Origin of the sequence: Morococcus cerebrosus (assembly GCF_022749515.1) — a bacterium.
Lineage (GTDB): Bacteria > Pseudomonadota > Gammaproteobacteria > Burkholderiales > Neisseriaceae > Neisseria > Neisseria cerebrosa.
This window is the reverse complement of the sequence record NZ_CP094242.1, coordinates 114,656-140,295: the sequence shown is the minus strand read 5'-3', so window position 1 is coordinate 140,295 and position 25,640 is coordinate 114,656. Positions and strand designations below refer to the sequence as shown.

The following is a 25,640-nucleotide window of genomic DNA, read 5'->3' as shown; positions in this document are numbered from 1 at the left end:
TGATACAAATTTCGATAAATTTCGTTTTCATTTGAATTACGGCGGATAAAACAATAGCGATATGGCAAAGGGGGAAGACTCGGCAGCCTCTTTTATCAAACTCGTTAAAATGATTTTATTTCAATGTATTAAAAACAGAAAAATCCTGAAAGGGGTCGTCTGAAAATAGCATGCATGGTTTGTGATGTAAGTCAAAGAGAAATGTAACAAAATTACTTATAGTAATCGTAGTGAAAATTTATCGACTTTATTGCCACCTTATATCAAGGAGATACACCATGAACGCATCAGCCGACAATGTCGTCAGCCCCGCCGTAGCCGAGGTCAACAGTTTGGTTGAAAAGGGTTTGCGCTCGTTGGACGAGTTTCGCAAGCTGAATCAGGAGCAGATTGATTATATCGTTGCCAAAGCCTCCATTGCCGCGCTGGACAAACATGGTGTACTCGCCATGCACGCGGTCGAAGAAACGGGACGCGGTGTATTTGAAGATAAGGCGACCAAAAACCTGTTTGCCTGCGAAAACGTCGTGCGCCGCCTGCGCGATTTGAAAACCGTGGGCGTCATCAGCGAAGACGATGTAACCGGCATTACCGAAATCGCCGATCCGGTCGGGGTCGTCTGCGGTATCGTGCCGACCACCAATCCGACTTCCACCACCATTTTCAAATCCCTGATTGCGCTGAAAACCCGCAATCCGATTATTTTCTCGTTCCACCCTTCCGCCCAGCAGTGTTCCGCCCACGCCGCCCAAATCGTGCGCGATGCCGCGATTGCCGCCGGCGCGCCGGAAAACTGCATCCAGTGGATTGAAAAACCGTCTATGGAAGGCACTTCCGCGCTGATGAAACATCCGGGCGTGGCGACGATTTTGGCGACCGGCGGCAATGCGATGGTGGAAGCCGCTTATTCCTGCGGCAAACCCGCGCTCGGCGTCGGGGCGGGCAACGTGCCTGCCTATGTCGAAAAAACGGCAAACATCCAACAGGCGGCACACGACATCGTGATGTCCAAAGCGTTCGACAACGGCATGATTTGCGCCAGCGAACAAGCCGTCATTGCCGACAAAGAGATTTATAAAGAGCTGGTCGAAGAGTTCAAATCCTACGGCGTGTACTTCGCCAACAAAAAAGAAAAAGCCATGCTCGAAGACTTCATTTTCGGCGTTACGGCAAACTGCGCCAACTGCGGCGGCGCGAAACTCAATTCCGCCGTTGTGGGCAAACCGGCGGCGTGGATTGCCGAACAGGCTGGGTTTAAAGTGCCTGAAAAAACCAACATCATCATCGCCGAATGCCGCGAAGTCGGCCCCAACGAGCCGCTGACCCGCGAAAAACTCTCGCCCGTACTGGCGATGCTCAAAGCAGATTCCACCGAACAAGGTTTGCAGTTTGCCGAACAAATGGTCGCCTTCGACGGCTTGGGACACTCCGCCGCCATCCATACCGCCGACCATGAATTGGCAAAAACCTTCGGCACCCGCGTCAAAGCCCTGCGCGTGATTTGGAACTCGCCTTCCACCTTCGGCGGCATCGGCGACGTTTATAACGCCTTCCTGCCGTCCCTGACCTTGGGCTGCGGCTCTTACGGCAAAAACTCCGTTGGCGGCAACGTCAGCGCAGTCAACCTGTTAAACATCAAAAAAGTAGGCCGTCGGAGAAACAACATGCAATGGTTCAAAGTACCCGCCAAAATCTATTTCGAGCGCGATTCCATCCAATATCTGCAAGATATGAAAGACTGTGAAAAAGTCATGATTGTGACCGACCGTTCGATGGTCGATTTGGGCTTCGTCGATAAAGTGACCCACCAGCTCCACCAACGCAAAAACAAAGTAACCATCCAGCTTTTCACCGATGTCGAGGCCGATCCGAGCGTCCAAACCGTCTATAAAGGCACGGATTTGATGCGCAGCTTCCAGCCCGACACCATCATTGCGCTGGGCGGCGGCTCGCCGATGGACGCGGCAAAAGCCATGTGGCTCTTCTACGAACAGCCCCAAGTCGATTTTGAAGACCTTGTCCAAAAATTCATGGACATCCGCAAACGCGCCTTCCGCTTCCCCGAATTGGGTCGCAAAGCCAAATTCATCGGCATCCCCACCACATCGGGCACAGGCTCCGAAGTCACGCCGTTTACCGTCATCAGCGACGGCGACAAAAAATACCCCATCGCCGACTACTCGCTGACCCCGACCATCGCCATCGTCGATCCCGCATTTACCATGACCGTTCCCGCCGGCGTAACCGCCGACACCGGTTTGGACGTACTGACCCACGCCGTAGAAGCATACGTTTCCGTGCTCGCCAACGACTTTACCGACGGCCTCGCCCTGCAAGCCATCAAACTTGTGTTCCAATACCTCGAACGCTCCTACAAACACGGCGCATCCGACCCCGAAGCGCGCGAACACATGCACAACGCTTCCACCATCGCAGGCATGGCGTTCTCCAACGCATTCCTCGGCATCAACCACTCGATGGCGCACAAAATCGGCGGCAAATACCACGTTCCGCACGGCCGCGCCAACGCCATCCTGCTGCCGCACGTCATCCGCTACAACGGCACGCGTCCGCAGAAAACCGCCACCTGGCCGAAGTACAACTACTACAAAGCCGACCTGAAATATCAGGAAATCGCCCGTACCTTAGGCCTGCCGTGCGCCACCCCTGCCGAAGGCGTAGAATCCTTCGCCCGCGCCTGTCATGAACTGGCAGTCAACGTCGGCATCAAAATGTCGTTCAAAGAGCAGGGCATCGACGAAAAAACCTTCATCGACGGCCGCAAAGAACTGGCACTGCTGTCCTTCGAAGACCAATGCACCCCCGCCAACCCGCGTCTCGCATTGGTCGCCGATATGGAAGAAATCCTGACCAAAGCCTATTACGGCGAATAAGGTTCGTGTAAACCATAAAGCGTAAGAAAAAGGTCGTCTGAAAACCGTATTTCGGGTTTTCAGACGACCTCTGTTTTTATGTAGTCCCCCGCTTATGAATGCTTCACTTATTTTTAGCAGCCGTAGAGTGGGCTTTGCCTACGGAACACATAAGGCGGAATAGTCTCGACAAGATTTTGTATTTCGCGGGCATAGCCCACGCTACGATTTGAAGTATGGTGGATTAAATTTAAATCAGGACAAGGCGACGAAGCCGCAGACAGTACAGATAGTACGGCAAAGCAACGCCGTACTGGTTTAAAGTTAATCCACTATACCTCAAATCTTTCCGCTCCGAACGCCGTCAAGCATCTAATAGGTTCATATGAACAAAGGTCGTCTGAAAACCTGAAACATGGTTTTCAGACGACCTTTCACTATTGCCCTATCACTCGCCGCGTTTTCTCAACTCCGCCGGCGTGCAGCCGAAATATTCGCGAAATGCCTTGGTAAAGCTCGAAACATGGGCGTAGCCGCAACGGTAGGCTGTTTCGCCTATGCTGACGCTGTCCGTACCCAAAGCATACAGTGCATATTGCATATGCTTGTGCCGCAGCCACTCGCTCGCCGTCGTACCAAACGATTCTTTCAGGCGGCGTTGCAGCGTTCGCTCGCTGATATGCAGCGCGTCGGCAAGCTCAGATACTTGGTGCGCGCCCGCATCGAATGCCTGGTTGAGCAGACGGATGAAACTTTCCGAAGGATGAGGCGGTTCGGCGGCGGTTTCGGTATAGGGATAGCGGTTGAGAAAATCCGTCCATAGTCCAGCCAAAAGTTGCAACACGTCCGCTTCACGCTGTAAGTCGTCCGCCAATCCGCCGTGCTCCGCCCCCTTCAAGCTGCTTAAAGCAAGGCGGCGCAAACTACTGTCCAGCGGCCAATGTCTGACTTTTTCCCGATAAACCGCCTGCAGCAAACCCGCATATTGCGGGCGCGACAGCCAGCGGTCTATTCCCTTGAGCGTCAGTTTCGCCGTATGCCCGCCTTCATACAAATAACGGCTGAACAAGATTCCCTCGTCGCACGCAATCAATAGGACATGTCCGCCTTCAGCCTCAATACGGTAACGTTCGCGATTGATGCCGAAATCCAAACTGCCTTCGAGCAGCAGGACAAACGCGATGTATGGCTCCGACAGGCGCGTGCTTTGAAACGTTTTGCGCGCGGTCAGGCTGCCACCGTGCAGGGAAATGCCGCTGCACAAGGTTTCAAAACGGTAGCTGCCGTCCAAATAGTCGCCCCCTTCGCCCTGTTGAACCATGTTGACGAGCTGTTGGCTGTTAAGACAGGATGTTTCCATAGGCTGTGTGGTGGAATCTGCGTATTTTGAACAAAAGGTCGGGCTACTTTATCACAATGGCAGAAAGACGGAAAACGGTGAAAACCCATAAAAGGTCGTCTGAAACCAGTACGCAGGTTTGAACTGGCCCCCAAATCTTGGACACTCATAAAAGCCTATTCAGGCGCTCTGTGCAAGCTGGGTTCTGTATGCGACAGGACTCAGCTTTTTCAATTTCAAACTGCAACGCTCCCGGTTGTAGTAATCCATATAGTCATCTATCTGCTTCATCAATTCATCTACCGTCAATTCACCTGCGTTATAGAAACACTCCGTCTTCAACACCGCAAAGAAGCTTTCCATCGGCGCATTGTCCCAACAGTTCGCCTTTCGCGACATGCTTTGAACCATGGAATGCCCCGCAAGCAATTCCCTATACCCCGCCGTACGGTACAGCACACCTTGGTCCGAATGAAGCATCGTTCCTTTAGCAGTCAGACGGAGGGCGGCTTTTTCGAGCATTTCCTTCACCATTTCGCTGTTGGCATTGCGGCTCATGGCGTAGGCGACGATTTCCCGGTTGAACAAGTCCAAGATTGGCGAGAGGTACAGTTTGCCGTCGCTCCCTTTGAGTTCGGTAACGTCGGTCAGCCATTTTTCGTTGGGCTTTCGGGCTTTGAACCGGCGTTTGAGGAGGTGTTCCGATATCTCGCCCATGGCGGGATGGCGGTAGGCTTTTTTCGCCCGTATGAGGGCTTTCAGTTCCATCTGCTTCATCAACCGCGCCGCTTTTTTGCGGTTCCAATCTAATGCGGCGGCAATGCGCCTTTGTCCGTAGCGTCCTTTATGCCGCCGGTAGGTTTCGACAAGGAGGGCTTTGTCGGCTGCGTCGGGGTCGGGTCGGTCTTGGTGATGGTAGTAAAAGCTGCTTTTGGGCAGGTTTGCGATGTGCAGCAGGTATTTGAGCGGGTGTTGCGCCCTCAGTGTTTGGACGGTTTGGCTTTGTCCTTTTCGGTCCGCTTTTGGCTGAGGGCTTTTAACTCCTTTAGGTAGGCGACCTCTGCGCGCATATAGCACAACTCTTCAATAAGCTCTGCCTGTGTTTTTTCTTGGTCGGGTTTATCTGCGATGAAGGGGTTTTTTCGATGTTGGGGCATGGTTTTGGATTGGGGATGTTCGAGTGCGCCGATACCGCCTTCTTGATAGGCGCGTATCCATCGTCTCAGGTGGGTTCGGGAAATGCCGTAGTGGTCTGCGGTACGCTGTTGGCTGCGTATATGCAGGTAGTGGAGTACGGCTTGGTATTTGAAGTGTAATGTATATTTGCTCATAAAAAAACTGCACCTTGTGAGTTGGAGGGTATGTCCAACTTTTGGGGTGCAGTTCAGGTTTTCAGACGACCTTTGCTTTCCCAAAAATAATCTGTGGGCAAAGCCCACGCTACGGGTGGCTTTCAACCTGTAATGCGGGCTTTTCCGCGAAAACAGCCCATCAATTAAACAAAAATTCCCCATGCCGTCATTCCCGCGCAGGCGGGAATCCACTTTTGAATTTCAGCAACCGTTTTTAAAACACCTGTTTTTTAGGCTTATAGAGTAGCGTGGGCTTTGCCCACGTATGTGCAGCGGAAGAAGTAGCCGTTGGAATTGGTTTTTATATTTTCTCTATCACCCGTAGAGCATGGTTTTCAGACGACCTTGTGCGTCAGTAATCCCAGTTTTTTCAAAAGCAATCCGCGGGCAAAGCCCACATTACGGTGAGTTATTTTTAAAACCCACCGTCGCCTAGCGTTTCCAATGTATTCCCGCCTGCGCGGGAATGACGGAATGTAATCTTTTACCATCATCTCAGCGAGTATCCTGTCTCCCAAAATCTTCCACTGAAAATACAAAAAGGTCGTCTGAAAACCCTGTTTCCAAGTTTTCAGACGACCTTATCTTAATTGCAGCGGTCAATGCCGAATCGGCTTTACACCACGATATTCACCAGTCTGCCCGGTACGACGATGATTTTCTTGGCAGGTTTGCCTTCCATGAATTTCACCGCGCCTTCGGTGGCGAGGGCGGCGGCTTCGAGGTCGGCTTTGGAGGCGTCGGCGGCGACGGTGATTTTGCCGCGCAGTTTGCCGTTGACTTGAACCATGACTTCGATTTCGGATTTGACCAAGGCGGCTTCATCGACTGTCGGCCAGCCTGCTTCCCACAGTTTCGCGCCGTTCAATTCGCTCCACAGGGTTTCGCAGATGTGCGGCACGATGGGCCACAGCAGGCGTACGGCGGTTTCCAATACTTCTTGGGCGACGGCGCGGCCTTGTTCGCCGCCGGTGTCGGTTTTGTCGTATTGGTTGAGCAGTTCCATCACGGCGGCGATGGCGGTGTTGAACTGCTGGCGGCGGCCGTAGTCGTCGCTGACTTTGGCGATGGTGGCGTGCAGTTTGTGGCGCAGGTCTTTGAGTTCTTTAGATAAACCGTCTTGGTTGCCTGCAAATGCTTTGACTGCGCCGCCTTGCTTCAGGTATTCGTAAACGGTACGCCACAGACGGCGCAGGAAGCGGTGCGCGCCTTCAACGCCGCTGTCGCTCCATTCGAGGGACTGTTCGGGCGGTGCGGCAAACATCATGAACAGGCGGGCGGTGTCCGCGCCGTAGGCGTTAATCAGTTCTTGCGGATCGACGCCGTTATTTTTGGACTTGGACATTTTTTCCGTGCCACTGATGACGACGGGCAGTCCGTCGGCTTTGAGGACGGCGGAAACGGGGCGGCCTTTGTCGTCGAAAGTCAGCTCGACATCGGCAGGGTTGATCCAGTCTTTGCCGCCTTTGTCGTTTTCACGGTAGTAGGTTTCGCAGACGACCATGCCTTGCGTGAGCAGGCGTTCGAACGGTTCGTCAACATTAACCAAACCTTCGTCGCGCATCAGTTTGGTGAAGAAGCGCGCGTACAAGAGGTGCAGAATCGCGTGTTCGATGCCGCCGATGTATTGGTCGACCGAGCCCCAGTATTTCGCGGCTTCAGCCGATACCATGCCTTCTGCGAACTTGGGCGACATGTAGCGGAAGAAATACCAGCTCGATTCCATGAAGGTGTCCATGGTGTCGGTTTCGCGTTTTGCCGCACCGCCGCAGCATGGGCAGGTGGTTTCGTAAAACTCGGGCATTTTTGCCAGCGGCGAACCCATGCCGTCGGGTACGACGTTTTCAGGCAGGACGACGGGCAGTTGGTCGGCAGGGACGGGGACGTCGCCGCATTTTTCGCAATGGACGATAGGAATCGGGCAGCCCCAGTAGCGTTGGCGCGAAATACCCCAGTCGCGCAGGCGGTATTGGGTTTTCGGTTCGCCCGAATCTGTTGCTTGCAGTTTTTCGCCGATTTTGTCAAAGGCCGTCTGAAAATCCATGCCGTTGAATTCGTTGCTGTTTACTAGGAAGTTATCTTCATTGTTTTGGAACTGCATATTCCAATTTAATCTGATGGTTTCCAATGCCCCGAAGATTTCACTCAAATACGGTTCATCGTCAAGGCCTGCCTTATTGACTTGTTCTAATACTCTATCTGCAAAACGTTGCGTTGGATTCTTTGAATAATCAAAAATATATTCAATATCAAACGGTAAGTTATTTTTAGCCGCAATTTTTTGTAATCGTGCTACCGCGCCATCAATCACTTTATTGCTGACAACCCATTTAATCGGCAAACCATATTTGCACGCGAACTCGAAATCGCGTTCGTCGTGCGCCGGCACCGCCATCACCGCGCCGTCGCCGTAGCCCCACAAGACATAGTTGGCAATCCACACTTCCAGCTTGTCGCCGTTGAGCGGATTGACGACGTAGCGGCCGGTCGGCACGCCTTTTTTCTCCATTGTCGCCATATCGGCTTCGGCAACGGATCCGGCTTTGCATTCGGCGATAAATGCCTGCAATTCGGGTTTGTCGGCGGCTGCGGCGGTTGCCAGCGGATGCTCGGCGGCAACGGCAACATAAGTTGCGCCCATCAGCGTGTCGGGGCGGGTGGTATAAACTTGCAGGAATTTCGCGTAATCGCCTTCCAAGCCTTGTTTGCTGTCGTCTGAAACGGCAAAGCGCACGGTCATACCGCGTGATTTGCCGATCCAGTTGCGCTGCATGGTTTTCACTTGTTCCGGCCAGTGTTCCAGCTTGTCCAAATCGTTGAGCAGCTCTTCGGCGTAATCCGTGATTTTGAAGTAATACATCGGGATTTCGCGTTTTTCAATCAACGCGCCCGAACGCCAGCCGCGCCCGTCGATAACTTGCTCGTTGGCCAGGACGGTTTGGTCGACGGGGTCCCAGTTTACCGTGCCGTTTTTGCGATACACGATGCCTTTTTCAAACAGCTTGGTAAACAGCCATTGTTCCCAGCGGTAGTATTCGGGTTTGCAGGTGGCGACTTCGCGCTCCCAGTCAATCGCAAAACCCAGGCTTTTGAGCTGGGTTTTCATGTATTCGATGTTGTCGTAGGTCCAAGCGGCGGGGGCGACGTTGTTTTTCATCGCCGCGTTTTCCGCAGGCATACCGAACGCGTCCCAACCCATAGGCTGCATGACGTTAAAGCCGTTTAAGCGTTTGAAGCGGCTTAATACGTCGCCGATGGTGTAGTTGCGCACATGCCCCATGTGCAGCTTGCCGCTGGGGTAAGGGAACATGGAGAGGCAGTAGTATTTGGGTTTGGAAGCGTCTTCGGAGACGTTGAAAATACGGGCGTCGTCCCATTTTTTCTGCGCCGCAGGCTCAATGGCGGCGGGCTGGTAATGTTCTTGCATGGTCATTCTGTTTTTCGCTTGAAAATGTGAGGGCGGGCTGACGATTCGATAACGGCGGTATTTTGTTCCATAAATTGCCGCCTTCTGCGTTAAAAATACTCGCAAGATGTCCAATCTTGCTGCGTTTTTTGCCTTGAATCCGGCATTTCTGTGCCAAAATCCAGCCCGTTTCGAATCGCCCGTCCGCCCTGAGAAAAATAAAAGAGGGATTATAGCAGGTTGTCGTTAGGTCGGTTTGACAAAGGTCGTCTGAAAACAGAACGGTATTTTTCAGACGACCTCACATTCAGACACTTGAGTTTTCCCCACCCCACCCATATATCCGGTCTAGTTTTTACACATATCAACAACCATCACTATCATGAGCAACCAAGATTTTTATGCAACACTCGGCGTGGCGCGCGGTGCGAGCGACGACGAAATCAAAAAAGCCTACCGCAAGCTGGCGATGAAATACCACCCCGACCGCAATCCCGGCGACAAAGAGGCGGAAGAAAAATTTAAAGAAGTTCAAAAAGCCTACGACACCTTGTCCGACAAAGAAAAACGCGCCATGTATGACCAATACGGCCATGCCGCATTTGAGCAGGGCATGGGCGGCGGCGCGGGCGGATTCGGCGGTTTTGGCGGATTCGGCGGCGCACAAGGCTTCGACTTTTCCGACATCTTCAGCCAAATGTTCGGCGGAGGCGGGGGCGGCGGCCGTCAGCCAAACTATCAAGGCGCGGATTTGCAGGTCGGCGTCGAAATCACGTTGGAAGACGCCGCCAAAGGCATCAAAAAACGCATCAACATCCCAACCTACGAAGAATGCGATGTCTGCCACGGCAGCGGCGCAAAACCCGGCACGTCCGCATCGACTTGTTCGACCTGTCACGGTTCCGGTACGGTACACGTCCGCCAAGCCATTTTCCAAATGCAGCAGACCTGTCCGACCTGCCACGGCACAGGCAAGGAAATCAAAGACCCGTGTGTCAAATGCCGTGGCGAAGGCCGCACCAAAACCAGCAAAACCGTTGAGGTCAACATTCCCGCCGGCATCGACGACGGTCAACGCATCCGCTTGAGCGGCGAAGGCGAACCGGGTACGCACGGCGCGCCCGCAGGTGATTTGTACGTCAACGTCCGCGTCAAAGAACACAAAATCTTCGAGCGCAACGGCTTGGATTTGCATTGCGAGCTGCCCATCAGCTTCGCCGTTGCAGCCTTGGGTGGCGAAGTCGAAGTTCCGACCTTGGACGGCAAAGTCAAACTGAACATCCCGAAAGAAACGCAAACCGGCCGCCGTATGCGCGTCAAAGGCAAAGGCATCAAATCCCTGCGTTCCAGCGCGACGGGCGATTTGTACTGCCACGTTGTGGTGGAAACGCCGGTCAACCTGACCGACCGCCAGAAAGAGTTGCTGGAAGAGTTCGAAAAAATCTCCACCGGCCTCGACCGCAGCCAAACCCCGCGCAAAAATCGTTCTGGGACAAAGTCGGCGAACTGTTTGACTGATTCGGGTTTGAAAACAGTAAAAGGTCGTCTGAAAGCTGATATCGTCGGCTTTCAGACGACCTTTCTCCAACCTGTTTTAAAGAAAGCCAAAAATAGAACGGATAATTTGCAACCAATACACTTGATGCATAGTTACCTTTGGGAATTGTTCTTTGACTACGACGAGACAACATGATACCGGTTTAACGTTGATCTGCTACGCGATATTCGGGCAGCTCTTCCGTGGGCAAAGCCCATGCTACGAATGAAGGAATTCGGTTCTAAATGGATGTAAATACCCGCTTACCGCTATTACGATATTCCTCTCTTCATTTTCCGCAGAATCAATATCCTCCAAAACAAAATGTCGTCTGAAAGCTTTTCAGACGACATTTTGTTTGTATTGCCTTACCACATTTTCGACAATGTTTTTTCCACTTCAGCTTTGACTTGCGCACCAAAGCGACGGCTCAGAATTTTTCTGAAATCGTCTTCGGGCATATAACTGACCAGCTCAGGGGCTTTGACGACATCGCGGGCGATGCTGTAAACGCTGCCGAAGTCGTCAATCAGTCCGACTTTTTTTGCTTCAAGGCCTACATAAATACGACCACTGAATACGTCAGGATACTCTTTGTCCTTCAATTTTTCACCACGCCCGAGCTTGACGGCCTTGATGAATTCTTGATGGGTATCTGACAGTATACCTTCCCAGATTTTCCCCTGTTCGGGCGTTTCGGGGGTAAAAGGGTCGCCCATGCCTTTATTACTGCCTGCGGTTTTCAGACGACGTTTGATACCTAATTTTTCCATCAGTCCGGTTACGTCGAAACCGCCGCCGATCACGCCGATACTGCCGACAATGCTGGAGGGGTTGGCATAAATTTTGTCCGCGGCAGCAGCGATGTAGTAGCAGCCGGAGGCGCACATATCCTCAGCAACAACATAGACGGGAATGTTTTTATGTTCGCTTTTTAAACGACGTATCTCGTTAAAAGCGGTATTGGAGATAACGGGCGAACCGCCGAGGCTGTTGGCGCGGATGACGATGCCTTTTGCATTCGGATTGCTGTAAGCCGCCTCCATGCTGTCGCGCAGCATTTTGACTTGGTCGTCCATGCCGCCACCGATTTCGCCTTCCAATGTGATGACTGCCGTATGCTCTTTGCCTGCGGCCAGCCCTTGTCCGGCAGTGCCGTCGTCAGAACCGAACCATAACGTGGCAAACAGCAGGACACCGATAACCCGCCAGAAGTTGCGCCAAAAACGGGCGCGCCGCTGCTCTTTATAGGCGGCAAGCAGTACGTCGCGCAACACGTCCCGCTCCCAGCGGCCTTCCGGGCCGTCCGGACGTTTATCGGGGTATCCGTTGGTTTCTTGCATAATTTTCCTTTGTTTTTCAATGAATCAGGTACGGGGCATTTTATAACGAAATTTCCGGCTGAAAAACCTTCCGTTTACTCGAATGCCTCAAAATACGCCAGCAGGGTTTGCGGCAGCCATTGCAGGTTCAGACGACCGTTGTCGTGGCTGACGAACGCGGCGTGTCCGCCGTATTGGGGTTGCAGCAGCGTAACGGCGGACGAAACCTCTTCTACCGTCGGCAAGGCTTTCGGCGGTAGAAACGGGTCGTTGACGGCGTTGAGCAGCAAAAGCGGCGTGCGTACGGTTTTCAGCCAAGGCTTGCACGAAGCGCGGCGGTAATAATCATGCCGGTCGGCGAAACCGTGCAGCGGCGCGGTAAACCTGTCGTCAAAATCCCCCAGCGTTTTGCATTCTTTCAACGAGGTCGCCTGAAAACCTGTTGCGGCGGCTTTGGGCAATAAAGATTTTAAAAAATAGCGGGTGTAGAGCAGTTTTGACATTCCCTTATCAAAGCGCGTGCCTGCCGCTGCCGCATCCACCGGCGCAGAGACGGCGGCAGCGGCGTAAGGGACAGCAGCCATGCCCAGACTGCCGTATTCGCCCAAATATTTTGCCAGCGCATTGCCGCCCAAAGACACGCCCGCAGCATAAATCCTGCGGTAGCGTTCAGACAGCATTTCCAGCATAAAGCCGATTTCCCGCGTATCGCCCAAATGATAAAACACAGGCGCGGTATTCTCCACGCCGCCGCAACTGCGGAAATGCACCACCACGCCGTTCCAGCCTTTTTCAATGACCGCGCGCATCAATTCAACGGCGTAATGGCTGCGGCTGCTGCCCTCCAATCCGTGAAACAAAACCACCAAAGGCGCATCAGGATTGGCGGCATCGACAAAATCACAGGCAACCAAAGTGCGTCCCGTACTGTCCGGCAGCAGCTCGCGGCGGTAGGCAGGGGCGGGGCGTTGAATGAATTTGGCAAATATTGTATCCGCATGACCGTTGCGCAGCCATAAGGGCGTATTCGGGCATAAGGTTTCCATTATTCGAAATCCTTTTTGAAAGCAACATAATAAACCAATAGAGCCGTCAGCGTCCCATTCGTCCATCCCGCCCAAACATCCGTCGGATAATGTACGCCTAAATAAACCCGTGAAAACCCCGTCAACAAGGCAAATAAGATGCCGACGGCAAAAGCGGTACGGCGGTATGCAGTCCGATAACACAATAGAATCAGCATCACTGCGACTGCGGCGGAAAACGTACTATGCCCGCTCGGAAACGAAAAATTGGCCTCTTCAACGGCACGAGGCCAAAGCAACGGGCGCGGACGCTGTATCCATGCCTTTATCCAAAGCATATTCAAAGTCGGCAACAATGCCGCCAAAGGCACAAATACCGCTGCCCGCAGTTTGTCAAACCTCCACAGGCATACCGCCGCCAAACAGACCAGCGATACGGCGACGGCGGTTTTACCCAGATAATGAAGCAACAGCGCAATCGGAAAAAACCATTGTCCCGTCTGCTCGTGAATGACAAGCATCAACGGACGTTCGAATGCAAAACTCCCGCCATTTGCCAGATAGGCACCGATATAAACAGAAAGAGGCAAAAATACCACAATGGCAGTTTGTACAAAACGGCGGAAAAAAAGAAAAAAATCAGGCATAAATCAGTGAAAAAAATCAGGTTTGAATCAAATATCCGACAAACAAACCGCGTTCGCAATCAAGAAGGACGAACTGATAGTCTTTGGCATTAATTTTTGATAATTATTGCTTTTCCCTCTCTGGAAAATCAGGTAAACCGAATAAGGATACCGCGAGAGAGTGTTATTCTGACCGTACAAACCAAACGGCATCCGTATCGTTTCCCTCCAGGGCAGGCGGATGGTTCCGATAATAATTTCATTAAACATTCGGAGGTTATTATGTCTGTGTCAGTATTGTTTTTAGAGGCGATTGTGGCTGTCGGCCTGGCATCCGTCGCCGCCATCGGCATACTGTGGGCAGGCGGATCGGACTGGTAGTCCGTCCGTATGCCGTCCCGCAAAAGGTCGTCTGAAAAACATTTTGCTTTTCAGACGACCTTTTTTATCAATTTGAAGTCTGCGTGGGATAAACCGAACCTAGTACCTGTCAAACCTGCCACCCGCCCTACGAAATGATGATGCCTTATCTATTTCGAGGACGGAACCTGCACTACGGTTTCCCGCCCCTTGTCTGCCGAAGAAAAAACGGTTGAGTGAAGATAATCTATTGATTCTGAAAAGGCTCATATTCAAGCAGCCGCCTATTCCGGCAAACGGAATAGATTCAGGACGATGTCGTCTGAAAATCTGAATTTCGAGGTTTCAGACAACCTTTTTAAACATCATTCATATTTGATTGGATGCGACGGTAACGACGAAAACGGTTTTTTCTTTCTCTCGCTATATTATTAGGGTCGGCTTGATTTCGGATGGATGCCGCTTACTGCAAAACAAAACGTCGTCTGAAAAACTTTCAGACGACGTCTGCATCCGCCTTAGCGTATGTCGATGTGCGCACCTTCATGCAGTTCGCGCAGCAGGTTGATTTCCGCCTGTTCGGCTTTTTTGCGCGACAGATATTGGCGTACGGCGTTGCGTTGGCGCTCTTCGGGCGTGCCGGCGTCACGGACATCGTTCAGCTTAATGATGTGCCAGCCGAATTGTGTGCGTACGGGTGGGCTGACTTGGCCGGGTTTGAGTTTGTGGACGGCTTCTTCAAACGGCGGAACCATCATGCCGTCGGCGAACCAGCCTAAATTACCGCCGCTGCTCGCGCTGCCGTCTTGCGAATATTGGCGCGCCAAACCGGCGAAGTCTGCGCCGCTGCGGGCTTGTGCGTAGATTTTGCGGATGGTGCTTTCCGCGCCGGCCGCAGCGTTTTCGTTGTCTGCCTTAATCAGAATGTGTTGCGCATTGTATTGGCGCAGCGGCTCGCCTTCGGGCAGGGCGATGCCTTGCTGTTTCGCCTGTTCGATGGCGCGTGCAACTTCGGCATCGCTGACGCGGCTGTGCTGCATGACTGCCTGTTGGCGCACTTTTTCTGCGATGATGCTGTCCGCAATTTCACGGCGGATAGAGGCAGACGGGTTTTTCAGTGAAGGATTGGCGGCAATGACCGCCTCGATTTCTGCGTTATCTGCTTGAATATTCTTTCGTTTGCCCGCTTGGATAATCAGGGATTGGTTGATGAGTTGCGCCAGAACTTGTTCGCGCAATTCGTTATCGCCGATTTGTGTGCCTTTAGGGATGGTTCGGCGCGCCCGTTCGACTGCCTGCGCCAGTTGGCGGCGGGTAATCACTTCGTTGTCGGCGATGGCGGCAATGCCGTCGCTCAGATGTACGCCGTCAGAACGGGTTTCGGTATCGGTCGTCTGAACAGCGACGGGTTTGACGGATTTTTTTACTGTTTTGGCCTTAGGGGCTGCGTGTGCGTTCAATGCCAGACCGAGTGCGGCGGCAAGAATCAGGGGTTTGACGTTCATGGGGTAACTACCTCGTTGGTTTTGCTGTAGCCAGGAATGGCCAAGCGCAGTTTTTCAAATGGATTGTTGCCGAGATTGCTCAGGTCTTTGAGTTGGAGATTGAAGAATACGGCGTTTTTGCGGCTGTTTTCGCCGGTCACGTAGCGTTGTCCGACGAGGCTCGCACTCCAGCAGCCGCAATCGCTTTTGTATTCCGCGCCAACCAAGATTTCAAGCGGTTTCTTGGCTTGGATTTCGTAGTTGTAACGTGCGACGGCGTAAAGGTTTTTACGGATGGGCCATTGCGCCGCCAAATCGATTTGGCGGATTTTGTCGTAGAAATAGTTGCCGTCCGATTGCAGGTAAATGCGTTCGTTGCGGCCGTATTTGTAACGTGCACTCAATACTTTGCCCGGCTCGGGATTGTAGCGGACGGTCGCGGCGTAGCTTTCGGCGCGGCTTTCGTTTTGGTTGTAGTGGATATCGAAGCCGGCATGGATGCTGTCGCTCAGTTTGCCGTGCGCGAAGCCGACCCAGTCGGATTGGCTGCGTTCATAACGGCCGACGCTGCCGTCCAGCAATACGTTGTCGTTTTTGAAATAAAACTTCTGTCCGATGCCGGCACGGAACAGCTCGGCACCGTTGTTCGGATTGAGGAATCGGGTTTGCGCGGCGGCGGTCAGGCTGTTGGCGGAGTTGATGCGGTCGTTGCCGACGTACAGGTTTTCACGGAAAAGCTGGTTGTAAGAGAAGCTGTTTTCCGAGGTGTCGAAATTGGGTAAGTCGTTTTGGGACTTGGTCGGGATGTAGTTGTAGAACAGGCGCGGTTCGAGGGTTTGAAGATAGGCTTTGCCGAACACATTGGCGTTGCGCTCGAAGGTCATGCCGGTATCGACGTTGAATATCGGCAATACGCGGCTGACGCGGCGGCTGGATTGGTTGCCGAACGAGCCTAAGTCGTAATAAGTCGCGTGTACGCCGATTTTCGGACGGATATAGCCCCATTGGTTGTTGAAATCCCAACGGACGCTGGGATACAGCACGGTACGGCTGCCGTCTTGTTTGCTGTCGTGGACGAAACGGGTGAACTGGCTGAATACGTTGATATTCGCCTTGCCTATGGTTTTCTGCCAACGTCCGGTCAGACGCGGCATGATGGCGTAAGGTTCGTCTTTGTAACCGTTTTGGTTGGCAAGGGTTTGGTATTTCTGTACGTTCAACGCACCGTCAAAAGAGCCGCCCCAGATATTGTCGCCGTAGTTCAGCCACAGTTGGCGGTTGAGGTTGACGTTGCTGGCAATGTCCTCGCGTCCGTAGAAGTCGCGGTAGTAATTGTCGTCTGAAACCTGATTAAAGTTGATGCCGCCGCTGAGTTTGTCGGTCAGTTGGTGGTTGTGGTCAAACTTGATTTGATAGCGGTTGTTTTCGTGGCGTTTTTTATCGTGCGGCATCCAATCGCCGTCAATGACGCCGTTAAATTTCGGCTCGAGATAGCGGACCTGTCCGCCAAGCTGCACGCCGCGCGAGCTGATGATGCCGGGGCGGAAGGTGGCGTCCAAGTTGGGGGCGAGGTTGAAGTAATAAGGGAGGGCGAGTTCCAAACCGTCCGAACCGGTTGCCAGCGTCGGAACCAACAGACCGCTCTTGCGATGGCCATTGAGCGGAAAATCCGCCCAAGGCGTATAAAGCACGGGAACGCCGCCGAACACCAGCGACGCGTCTTTTGCCACGCCTATACCCGTTTCCTGATCGGTTTCGATGCTTTTCGCTTTGATGTACCAGCTTGCATCGCCGGGCGAGCAGGTATTGAATTTGGTATTGATGAGCTTGTACAGCCCTTTGCCTTTCATTTCCGCCTTTTCGCTGACGCTTTGGAGGTGGCGGCCGTCTTTTTCGGCATCGACGCGGACATATTCGCTCGAGCCGGTATTGTCTTTCAGGTTGTACACCAAAGTATCGCCGCTGACGGTTGAGCCGTCTTGATACAGCTTAAAGCGGTCGCCCGCCCTGACGGTATCACTGGTTTGGTCATAATCCGCCCAATCGGCGTTCAACACTTCCTGATTGCGTTCGATGATGACATCGCCTTCGGCGCGGACAGCGACTTTCGACTGTCCGGCAACCCTATCCGCAATCACGCGGGTGTAATCCTGCGGCAGGGCTTCTTCGCCACTGCGTTTGATTTCAGGTTGCTTGTTTGCTTCGGAAGCCTGATGCTGGCAAAACAGGCAGGTATCGCCTAAGGACAATTTGTCCTGATCGGCCGGACGATGGTTCTCCACGCTTTGAACCGCAGGCGGGGTGGCCTTTACCGGCTCGTAATCGGCAGGTTGCGGCAAAGATGCATTTTGCGCATATGCCCCTTCCGCGCCGAAGCCGACGCTTAACGCCAAAACCAATGGTTTGAGTGAAAATAAACGAGCCAAAATCGCCCCTTAAATCGGTTTGCCAGTTAGAATAGCGGTTATTTTAACCTGAAAATCCGCGACACCGCTATGCAACGACAAACCGAATTACAAAATTGGCTTCACGCCGTCTATCCCGAACAAAACTTCGAATTAAGCTTCGCCGCCGCCGATGCCGACTTCCGACGCTACTTCCGCGCTACGTTTGCCGACGGCAAGACCGTCATCTGCATGGACGCGCCGCCCGATAAAATGAGCGTCGCTCCTTACCTAAAAGTGCAAAAACTTTTCAATATGCTTAACGTTCCCCAAGTATTGCACGTCGACGAAGCGCAAGGATTTATGGTGCTCAACGACTTGGGCAGCACCACTTTCCTGACCGCCATGCAGCAAGAGCAAGGCACGGATGCACACAAAGTCCTGTTGCTTGAAGCCATAGACGAACTGGTCGAGCTGCAAAAAGCGAGCCGCGCGGGCGAATTGCCCGAGTACGACCGCGACATCATGCTGCGCGAAATCAACCTTTTCCCCGAATGGTTCGTCGCCAAAGAACTCGGACGCGAACTCAACTTCAAACAACGCCAGCTTTGGCAGCAAACCGTAGACACTCTGTTGCCGCCGCTGCTTGCCCAGCCGCAGGTGTACGTCCACCGAGACTTCATCGTCCGCAACCTCATGCTCACAACCGACCGACCCGGCGTACTCGATTTCCAAGACGCACTCTACGGCCCGATTTCCTACGACTTGGTTTCCCTCCTGCGCGACGCCTTCATCGAATGGGAAGAAGAATTCGTATTGGACTTGGTCATCCGTTACTGGGAAAAAGCCCGCGCCGCCGGATTGCCCGTACCCGCCGCGTTTGACGAGTTTTACCGCTGGTTTGAATGGATGGGCGTACAGCGTCATCTGAAAGTCGCCGGCATCTTCGCCCGCCTGTACTACCGCGACGGCAAAGACAAATACCGCCCCGAAATCCCGCGTTTCCTCAACTACCTGCGCCGCACCTCCCGCCGCTACACCGAGCTTGCTCCGTTGTATGCGCTGTTGGTCGAACTGGTCGGCGATGATGAATTGGAAACCGGGTTTACGTTTTAAAAGGCAGATGGCTTTGTGCCATTCTTGATGATGAAAGAGGTCGTCTGAAAATCCTGAAATGGGGTTTCAGACGACCTTTTATATTCTTTATATTTATATATGTGAATTCGGGTTTGTCCACTGTGCCAATTTAAGCTTGATCCGGCAACAATCAAAACATCGGTACCTTCATTCCCGCGTAGATGGGAATGACGGCTGAGCCTTTTTGTTCAGGTTTGCCATGTATAGCTGACTTTATTGGTTTTATGCTGGCACTGCCAACGATGGGCATTTCCATTCTATCCACACATGAAAACAGCGTATCTCAGGGATACGCTGTTTTCATCATTACTTTCCCATCATTGATAATGGATACCCAATACTTTGGCGTTGTGGCTGATGATTTCTTCGGCAAGCTGCGGGTTGTCGTTGAGCTTGATGCCGAAGCCGGGAACAAGCTCTTTCAGACGACCTTCCCATGAGGAAATGCGGCTTGGGAAGCATTGGTGGATGAGCTTGATCATCAAAGGTACGGCGGTTGATGCGCCGGGGGATGCGCCCAAGAGTGCGGCGAGCGAGCCGTCGGCGTGGGCGACGATTTCGGTGCCGAATTGGAGGACGCCGCCTTTTTCGGAGTCTTTTTTGATGATTTGAACGCGTTGACCTGCGGTGATGAGTTCCCAGTCGTCAGGGTTTGCTTCGGGGTAGTATTCCAGCAGGGAGGCGAAGCGTTCTTCTTTGGTTTTGCGCAATTCGCCCAAGAGGTATTTGGTCAGGGGCATATTTGCCCAGCCGGCGCGCAGCATGGGGTAGAGGTTGTCCAAGTGGATGGACAGGGGTAAATCCATGAGCGAGCCTTGTTTGAGGAAGTTGGAGCGGAAACCTGCGTAAGGGCCGAACATGAGGTGGCGTTTGCCGTCCACGTTGCGGGTGTCGAGGTGCGGGACGGACATGGGCGGCGCGCCGACGGAGGCTTGTCCGTACACTTTGGCGTTGTGCTGCGCGGCGGTTTCGGGGTTGCTGTTGCGGAAGAACAGTCCGGAAACGGGGAAGCCGCCGTAACCTTTGCCTTCGGGGATGCCGGATTTTTGCAGCAGGGTCAGTGCGCCGCCGCCTGCGCCGAGGAAGAGGAAGCGGGTGCGGAGAGTGAGCTGTCCGTCAGGGTTGCGGGTGTCACTGGTTTTGAGCACCCATGCGCCGTCGGATTCTCGTTTGATGTCGTCAACGTGGCGGTTGAACTCGGTTTTGACGCCTTTTTCGCGCAGGTATTGCACCATTTGGCGGGTCAGGCTGCCGAAATCGACGTCTGTGCCTTCGGCGGAGTAGTTGGCGGCGACGGGTTGTCCTTCTTTACGACCGTTGATGACCAGCGGCGCCCATTCGGCGATTTTGGCGCGGTCGGTGGAGAATTCCATCCGTTCGAAGAGTTTTTGGGATTTGAAGGCGTCGAAACGTTTTTGCAGATAGTCGCAATGGTCGGTGTTCATGACCAGCGACATATGCGGGACGGTATGGATGAAGGAGTTGTCGGTGATTTTGCCTTCTTCGACAAGCGATGACCAGAACTGGCGGCTGATGTGGAATTGTTCGGCAATATTGAGGGCGCGGGTCGGGTCGATGGTGCCGTCTGCGCCGAGCGGGGCGTAATTGAGCTCGCATAACGCGGAATGCCCTGTGCCGGCGTTGTTCCAAGCGTTTGACGATTCCAACGCTACGTCTTCCAAGCGTTCGATAAGGGTGATTTCCCAAGACGGTTCGAGTTCTTTGAGCAAAACGCCCAAAGTCGCGCTCATAATGCCTCCACCCACCAAGACAACATCTGTTGCTTCAGCCATGGTTGTACTCCTAGAAACAGGCATATCCTGCCTTTATGATTATCCGTTGTATTACGAACGCCTGTTTCGGCGGTAAAACCTGCTGGCGCGGTGTTTTTGGCGTGGAAGATTGCGCGCGGGTTTTACGTTTTGAACCGATGTTAAACCGTTCATAATATGTTATTGAGAATTTAGTGGATTTTTCTGAGAATTGCAAAGATTTTCTGTTTGGATTTACATAAACGCAGTTTGAAAAGGTCGTCTGAAACATTCAGACGACCTTTATTTATCAGGTGTTTGGCGGGGGTGAGCCTGATTTCATTCACTTCTTAAAGACTTCAGATTGTCAGCAAGATGGACGTGTTTTGATGAAAAAATGAAGAAGAAAACGTTTTTTCAGGACGCGTCATAAGCTGCCGCTTTTTCGAGCAGTTTTACCCTTGCCTGCGGCCATTCTTCGCGCAGCAGGCTGTATTCCACCGTATCGCGCACGCTGCCGTCTTTCCGCAATTTGTGGCAGCGCAAGATACCGTCTTGGTGTGCGCCCAGGCGTTCGATGGCGCGTTGGGAGGCGGTGTTGAGGTTGTCGGTCTGCCAACAGGCGCAGCGGCAGTTTAAAGTGTCAAAGACGTAGTCGAGCAACATGATTTTGCAGGCGGTATTGATGCGCGTGCGCCGTGCCGACAGGGCGTACCATGTGAAACCGATGTAGAGGCGGGGGATGGTGGGGTCGATGTGGTAAAGTGAGGTCGAGCCGACGATTTTGCCCGTGTCTTCGTCGATGACGGCAAAGGCGAGGCGGGTTTGCGTGGCGGTGCGGATGTAGTCCGCCACTTGGTCGGGTTCGGGTGCGCTGGTTACGTTCAGCTTCCAAACTTCGCCGTCGCAAACTGCTTCGCGCAAACCGGCTTCGTGTGCCGCTGTCAAAGGTTCGAGACGGACGCGGTCGAAGGACAAAACGGGAACAGATGAAAAATCAGCCATGGGGTTTCCTTTGTATTTGAAGATTTGAGTTTTCAGACGACCTTTGTATAGTGTCTTAACGGACGGCATCTTTGAGGTCGTCTGAAAGCTATTGATTAATGATGTTTGAACACCAGCACGCCCGACTCCGATACAAACCCGTCCAGCGGCAGGTCGTGCGGTTCGCGCGGCAGCGTGTCAACCAGTTGACAAGCGAAGCCTACGCCTATGGTTTTTGCCTGTAAACGGTATTTCATCGCCGCGAGCGTCGCGTCGTAATAGCCGCCAGCCTGCCCCAAGCGGTAGCCTTCGCGGTCCATGCCGACAATCGGGACAAACAATATCGATAAACCGTGTACGCGGATTTTGCGTCCCGTAAACTGCGGCACATGCAGCTTCGCCCTGCCTCGTTTGCGTTCTTGTTTCACTCCGTCGGCAGGATAGGGCGTGAACCACATCCGCCGCGAACGCGGTTCGATATAAGGCAGATAGAGTTTGGCGCCGCGTTTTTGCGCCGCTCGGACAAAGCCGTCCAGCCGCAGCTCGCTGCCCATCGGCCAATACACGCCGATCTTCTGCCCCTTCTTGATATAACGTTTGAGCAGGCGGTTAACCGTTTGCCCCGCCGCCAGCCGCCCTTGATGCCCCATCTGCGCGCGGGCGCGGCGCAATTCTCGGCGCAGGGCGTGTTTTTCCTCATTCCTCATTTCAGACGACCTTTTGAGTGTTGTTGTAGAATACGGCGATTATAAACGCTCCGTTAACATCAAAACAGGATTCCGCCATGTGGCATATCGTCCTTATCGGCTACCTCTTCGTCGCCGTCATGTATTCCGCCGCCCAGCCCAGCATCGCGCGCGCTTTGATTTATTTGGTTTTTTGGGCAGTCCTGCCCGTCGCGTTTACCGTTTTCACCGTCACCATCCGCCGCCGCAACCGCCTGATGAAGCAGCAGGAAAAGGAAGCATTCGAACAAAGCCGCCTCGCATCCGGACAAGAAGGCGGCAAACAGGACGGCAGTGCATAAAATCCCTTTTCAGACGACCCCTTATCCGCTATAATCCGTCAGTTTTCCATTTCGGAAACACACTATTTTTTAAAACTTATGCCCACTTTCGCCGAAGGGTGCTTGACAATAGGCGCAGCCTATCAAGTTCTATGCGATTGAATGTGTGCTCTTAACCCTTTCAAGGAAATAAAATGTCTCAAATTACTATGCGTCAGATGATTGAAGCCGGCGTTCACTTCGGCCACCAAACCCGTTTCTGGAACCCGAAAATGGCACAATACATTTTCGGTGCGCGCAATAAAATCCACATCGTCAACCTGGAAAAAACCCTGCCGATGTTCCAAGAAGCGCAAGAAGCCGTACGCCGTCTGGTTGCCAACAAAGGCACCGTGCTGTTTGTCGGCACCAAACGTCAAGCGCGTGAAATCATCCGCGAAGAAGCTACCCGCGCCGGTATGCCTTTCGTCGATCACCGTTGGTTGGGCGGCATGCTGACCAACTACAAAACCGTTAAGCAATCCATCAAACGCCTGGAAGAAAAAACCGCCGCTTTGGAAAACGCTGCCGAAGGCGGTTTCAACAAAAAAGAAATTCTGGAAATGCAACGCGACGTTGAAAAACTGGAACGTTCTTTGGGCGGTATCAAAAACATGAAAGGCCTGCCTGACGCGATTTTCGTTATCGATACCGGCTACCAAAAAGGTACTTTGGTCGAGGCTGAAAAACTGGGCATCCCCGTTATCGCCGTAGTCGATACCAACAACAGCCCTGACGGCGTGAAATACGTCATCCCTGGTAACGACGACTCCGCCAAAGCCATCCGCCTGTACTGCCGCGGCATCGCCGACGCAGTTTTGGAAGGCAAAAACCAAGCGCTGCAAGAAACCGTAGCCGCTGCCCAAGAAGCTGCTGCCGAGTAATCCGGCAAACCGAAGAGGGGCGTTATGCCCCTTTTCTCAAATCCCGTTCTGAAAAGCCTTTTCAGACGACCCCATTCCCAAACGCGGATACCCCGCGTTTCCCCAAAATCTAGGAGATTCAAAATGGCAGAAATTACTGCAAAAATGGTTGCCGACCTGCGCGCCGCTACCGGCCTGGGCATGATGGAATGCAAAAAAGCCTTGGTTGAAGCCGAAGGCAACTTCGAAAAAGCCGAAGAAATCCTGCGCATCAAATCCGGCGCGAAAGCCGGCAAACTGGCTGGCCGTACCGCTGCCGAAGGCGTATTGGCTTACGCCATCAACGGCAATGTCGGCGCATTGGTTGAAGTAAACTGCGAAACCGACTTCGTTGCCAAAGACGCAGGCTTCGTAGAATTCGCCAACTTCGTTGCGAAAACCGCTGCCGAGAAAAAACCGGCTACCGTTGAAGAACTGAGCGAACTGGTTGAAACAGAACGCAAAGCAATCATCGCCAAATTGGGCGAGAACATGTCTGTCCGCCGCTTCCAAGTGATCGATACCGCTAACCAACTGGTTGCCTACATCCACGGTGCATTGGCTACCGAAGGCGTATTGGTTGAGTTCAAAGGCTCTGAAGACGTAGCGCGTAAAATCGGTATGCACATCGTTGCCGCCAAACCGCAATGCGTAACCGAAGCCGAAGTAGATGCCGAAACCATCGAAAAAGAACGCCACATCTACACCGAGCAAGCCATCGCTTCCGGCAAACCTGCCGACATCGCCGCTAAAATGGTTGAAGGCCGTATCCGCAAATTCTTGGCCGAAATCACCCTGAACGGCCAAGCATTCGTAATGAACCCTGACCAAACTGTTGCCCAATTCGCTAAAGAAAACGGCACTGAAATCATCAGCTTCGTACGTTACAAAGTAGGCGACGGTATCGAAAAAGCCGTTGTCGACTACGCAGCCGAAGTTGCCGCTGCTGCTAAAGTGTAAGGCAGAAATGAAAAAGAAAGCACCTGGATTCCAAACGAATCAGGGTGCTTTTTTTTGAGAGTTACACTGTTTAAAATACTGTCGAACAGAAAATATTTCATCAGAATCAACACTTAATAATTTATCCAAACCCATACACCTACGGAAAACGCGTTATCCTGTCAGCCAAACATCCCGAAAGGTCGTCTGAAAAATCAAACGCCCTTTCCCCGAATTGAAGCAGCGCCACAGGGTGAACTGATCGTTTGGAACGAGTCAGTTTTTGGTACAGAAAACGGCAGATTCAAGGCAAAAAGCGCAACAAGATTGGACATCTTGCGAGTATTTTTAACACAGAATATGCCGTTTACGGAGCAAAATACCACCGTTATCGAATAGTCAGTTCGCCCTGCTCACTCGGCGCTATCCACCCAAAGAAAGCAAGGTATCCCATGACACAGCAAATCAAATACAAACGCGTATTACTGAAACTCTCCGGCGAATCCCTGATGGGTTCCGACCCTTTCGGCATCAACCACGACACCATCGTCCAAACCGTCGGTGAAATCGCCGAAATCGTCAAAATGGGCGTACAAGTCGGCATCGTCGTCGGCGGCGGCAACATCTTCCGCGGCGTATCCGCCCAGGCAGGCAGCATGGACCGCGCTACCGCCGACTACATGGGCATGATGGCGACCGTCATGAATGCGCTCGCCCTCAAAGATGCTTTCGAAACCCTCGGCATCAAAGCGCGCGTGCAATCCGCACTTTCCATGCAGCAAATCGCCGAAACCTACGCCCGCCCCAAAGCCATCCAATACCTCGAAGAAGGCAAAGTCGTCATCTTCGCCGCCGGTACGGGCAACCCGTTCTTCACCACCGACACCGCCGCCGCCCTGCGCGGAGCCGAAATGAACTGCGACGTCATGCTCAAAGCCACCAATGTGGACGGCGTTTATACCGCAGACCCGAAAAAAGACCCGTCCGCTACACGCTACGAAACCATTACCTTTGACGAAGCCTTGAACAAAAACCTCAAGGTCATGGATGCGACTGCCTTCGCCCTCTGCCGCGAACGAAAACTCAACATCGTCGTCTTCGGCATCGCCAAACAAGGCTCGCTCAAACGCGTCATTACCGGCGAAGACGAAGGCACGCTGGTTCACTGCTGATT

18 protein-coding genes and 2 pseudogenes are annotated in these 25,640 nt (G+C 52.9%); 8 read left to right on the top strand and 12 right to left on the bottom strand.

The annotated features are described in order from the left end of the window. Positions 1 to 278 precede the first annotated feature (278 nt). Positions 279 to 2,894 carry a bifunctional acetaldehyde-CoA/alcohol dehydrogenase gene (gene adhE, locus MON37_RS00630; RefSeq protein ID WP_039406503.1) on the top strand — a complete coding sequence of 872 codons (2,616 nt, stop codon included), beginning with the start codon at positions 279 to 281 and terminating at the stop codon, positions 2,892 to 2,894. 211 nt (positions 2,895 to 3,105) lie between these two features. Beyond that, positions 3,106 to 3,214: pseudogene (locus MON37_RS12370) on the top strand (IS5/IS1182 family transposase); the annotation flags it as partial. 107 nt (positions 3,215 to 3,321) lie between these two features. Here MON37_RS12370 and MON37_RS00625 read toward each other — a convergent pair. The 4 genes from MON37_RS00625 to leuS all read right to left on the bottom strand — a co-directional run bounded on the left by MON37_RS00625 (position 3,322) and on the right by leuS (position 8,991). Further along, a complete protein-coding gene (locus tag MON37_RS00625; protein ID WP_039406506.1) occupies positions 3,322 to 4,233 on the bottom strand; it encodes a helix-turn-helix transcriptional regulator in 912 nt (303 codons plus the stop codon). Between the two features lie 159 nt (positions 4,234 to 4,392). Further along, entirely contained in the window at positions 4,393 to 5,289 is an 897-nt protein-coding gene (locus tag MON37_RS00620; protein ID WP_242883710.1) for an IS3 family transposase, read from the bottom strand. Then, entirely contained in the window at positions 5,193 to 5,543 is a 351-nt protein-coding gene (locus MON37_RS00615) for a helix-turn-helix domain-containing protein (protein WP_039406616.1), read from the bottom strand. The genes MON37_RS00620 and MON37_RS00615 overlap by 97 nt, the downstream gene beginning before the upstream one ends. A gap of 637 nt (positions 5,544 to 6,180) precedes the next feature. Further along, positions 6,181 to 8,991 carry a leucine--tRNA ligase gene (gene leuS / locus MON37_RS00610; protein WP_039407160.1) on the bottom strand — a complete coding sequence of 937 codons (2,811 nt, stop codon included), beginning with the start codon at positions 8,989 to 8,991 and terminating at the stop codon, positions 6,181 to 6,183. Between the two features lie 361 nt (positions 8,992 to 9,352). Here leuS and dnaJ point away from each other — a divergent pair. Beyond that, positions 9,353 to 10,488: pseudogene (gene dnaJ / locus MON37_RS00605) on the top strand (molecular chaperone DnaJ). A gap of 387 nt (positions 10,489 to 10,875) precedes the next feature. Here dnaJ and MON37_RS00600 read toward each other — a convergent pair. The 5 genes from MON37_RS00600 to MON37_RS00580 all read right to left on the bottom strand — a co-directional run bounded on the left by MON37_RS00600 (position 10,876) and on the right by MON37_RS00580 (position 17,750). Next, entirely contained in the window at positions 10,876 to 11,850 is a 975-nt protein-coding gene (locus MON37_RS00600) for a S49 family peptidase (protein ID WP_039407148.1), read from the bottom strand. A gap of 74 nt (positions 11,851 to 11,924) precedes the next feature. Continuing rightward, positions 11,925 to 12,875 carry a YheT family hydrolase gene (locus MON37_RS00595; protein ID WP_039407146.1) on the bottom strand — a complete coding sequence of 317 codons (951 nt, stop codon included), beginning with the start codon at positions 12,873 to 12,875 and terminating at the stop codon, positions 11,925 to 11,927. After that, positions 12,875 to 13,375: a phosphatase PAP2 family protein gene (locus tag MON37_RS00590; RefSeq protein WP_242883707.1), complete on the bottom strand. Its 501-nt coding sequence runs from the start codon at positions 13,373 to 13,375 to the stop codon at positions 12,875 to 12,877. Before MON37_RS00590 ends, MON37_RS00595 begins: the two co-directional genes overlap by 1 nt. A gap of 983 nt (positions 13,376 to 14,358) precedes the next feature. Next, entirely contained in the window at positions 14,359 to 15,345 is a 987-nt protein-coding gene (locus tag MON37_RS00585) for a peptidylprolyl isomerase (protein ID WP_039407140.1), read from the bottom strand. Beyond that, complete coding sequence (locus MON37_RS00580; protein WP_167333225.1) at positions 15,342 to 17,750, bottom strand: LPS-assembly protein LptD; 2,409 nt, start codon at positions 17,748 to 17,750, stop codon at positions 15,342 to 15,344. Before MON37_RS00580 ends, MON37_RS00585 begins: the two co-directional genes overlap by 4 nt. A gap of 69 nt (positions 17,751 to 17,819) precedes the next feature. On the opposite strand from MON37_RS00580, the gene amgK reads away from it, so the two are divergent. After that, positions 17,820 to 18,824, top strand: a complete 1,005-nt coding sequence (gene amgK / locus MON37_RS00575) for an N-acetylmuramate/N-acetylglucosamine kinase AmgK (RefSeq protein ID WP_039407134.1) — start codon at positions 17,820 to 17,822, stop codon at positions 18,822 to 18,824. 338 nt (positions 18,825 to 19,162) lie between these two features. On the opposite strand, the gene MON37_RS00570 is transcribed toward amgK, so the two are convergent. The 3 genes from MON37_RS00570 to MON37_RS00560 form a co-directional block, all read right to left on the bottom strand. Next, positions 19,163 to 20,638, bottom strand: coding sequence for a malate:quinone oxidoreductase (locus tag MON37_RS00570; RefSeq protein WP_039407131.1), 1,476 nt, complete (start codon positions 20,636 to 20,638; stop codon positions 19,163 to 19,165). A gap of 375 nt (positions 20,639 to 21,013) precedes the next feature. After that, on the bottom strand, positions 21,014 to 21,601 hold the full coding sequence (locus MON37_RS00565) for a GNAT family N-acetyltransferase (protein ID WP_039407128.1): 588 nt from the start codon (positions 21,599 to 21,601) through the stop codon (positions 21,014 to 21,016). Between the two features lie 95 nt (positions 21,602 to 21,696). Continuing rightward, a complete protein-coding gene (locus MON37_RS00560; protein WP_039407125.1) occupies positions 21,697 to 22,287 on the bottom strand; it encodes a 5-formyltetrahydrofolate cyclo-ligase in 591 nt (196 codons plus the stop codon). 77 nt (positions 22,288 to 22,364) lie between these two features. Between MON37_RS00560 and MON37_RS00555 the strand changes: the two genes are divergently transcribed. The 4 genes from MON37_RS00555 to pyrH all read left to right on the top strand — a co-directional run bounded on the left by MON37_RS00555 (position 22,365) and on the right by pyrH (position 25,638). Further along, entirely contained in the window at positions 22,365 to 22,607 is a 243-nt protein-coding gene (locus MON37_RS00555; RefSeq protein WP_019270049.1) for a hypothetical protein, read from the top strand. A 173-nt stretch (positions 22,608 to 22,780) separates the two neighbouring features. Beyond that, positions 22,781 to 23,509: a 30S ribosomal protein S2 gene (rpsB, locus tag MON37_RS00550; protein ID WP_003759405.1), complete on the top strand. Its 729-nt coding sequence runs from the start codon at positions 22,781 to 22,783 to the stop codon at positions 23,507 to 23,509. A gap of 123 nt (positions 23,510 to 23,632) precedes the next feature. Next, a complete protein-coding gene (gene tsf / locus MON37_RS00545) occupies positions 23,633 to 24,487 on the top strand; it encodes a translation elongation factor Ts (protein ID WP_039407120.1) in 855 nt (284 codons plus the stop codon). A 431-nt stretch (positions 24,488 to 24,918) separates the two neighbouring features. After that, on the top strand, positions 24,919 to 25,638 hold the full coding sequence (gene pyrH / locus MON37_RS00540; RefSeq protein WP_003686859.1) for a UMP kinase: 720 nt from the start codon (positions 24,919 to 24,921) through the stop codon (positions 25,636 to 25,638). Positions 25,639 to 25,640 lie beyond the last annotated feature (2 nt).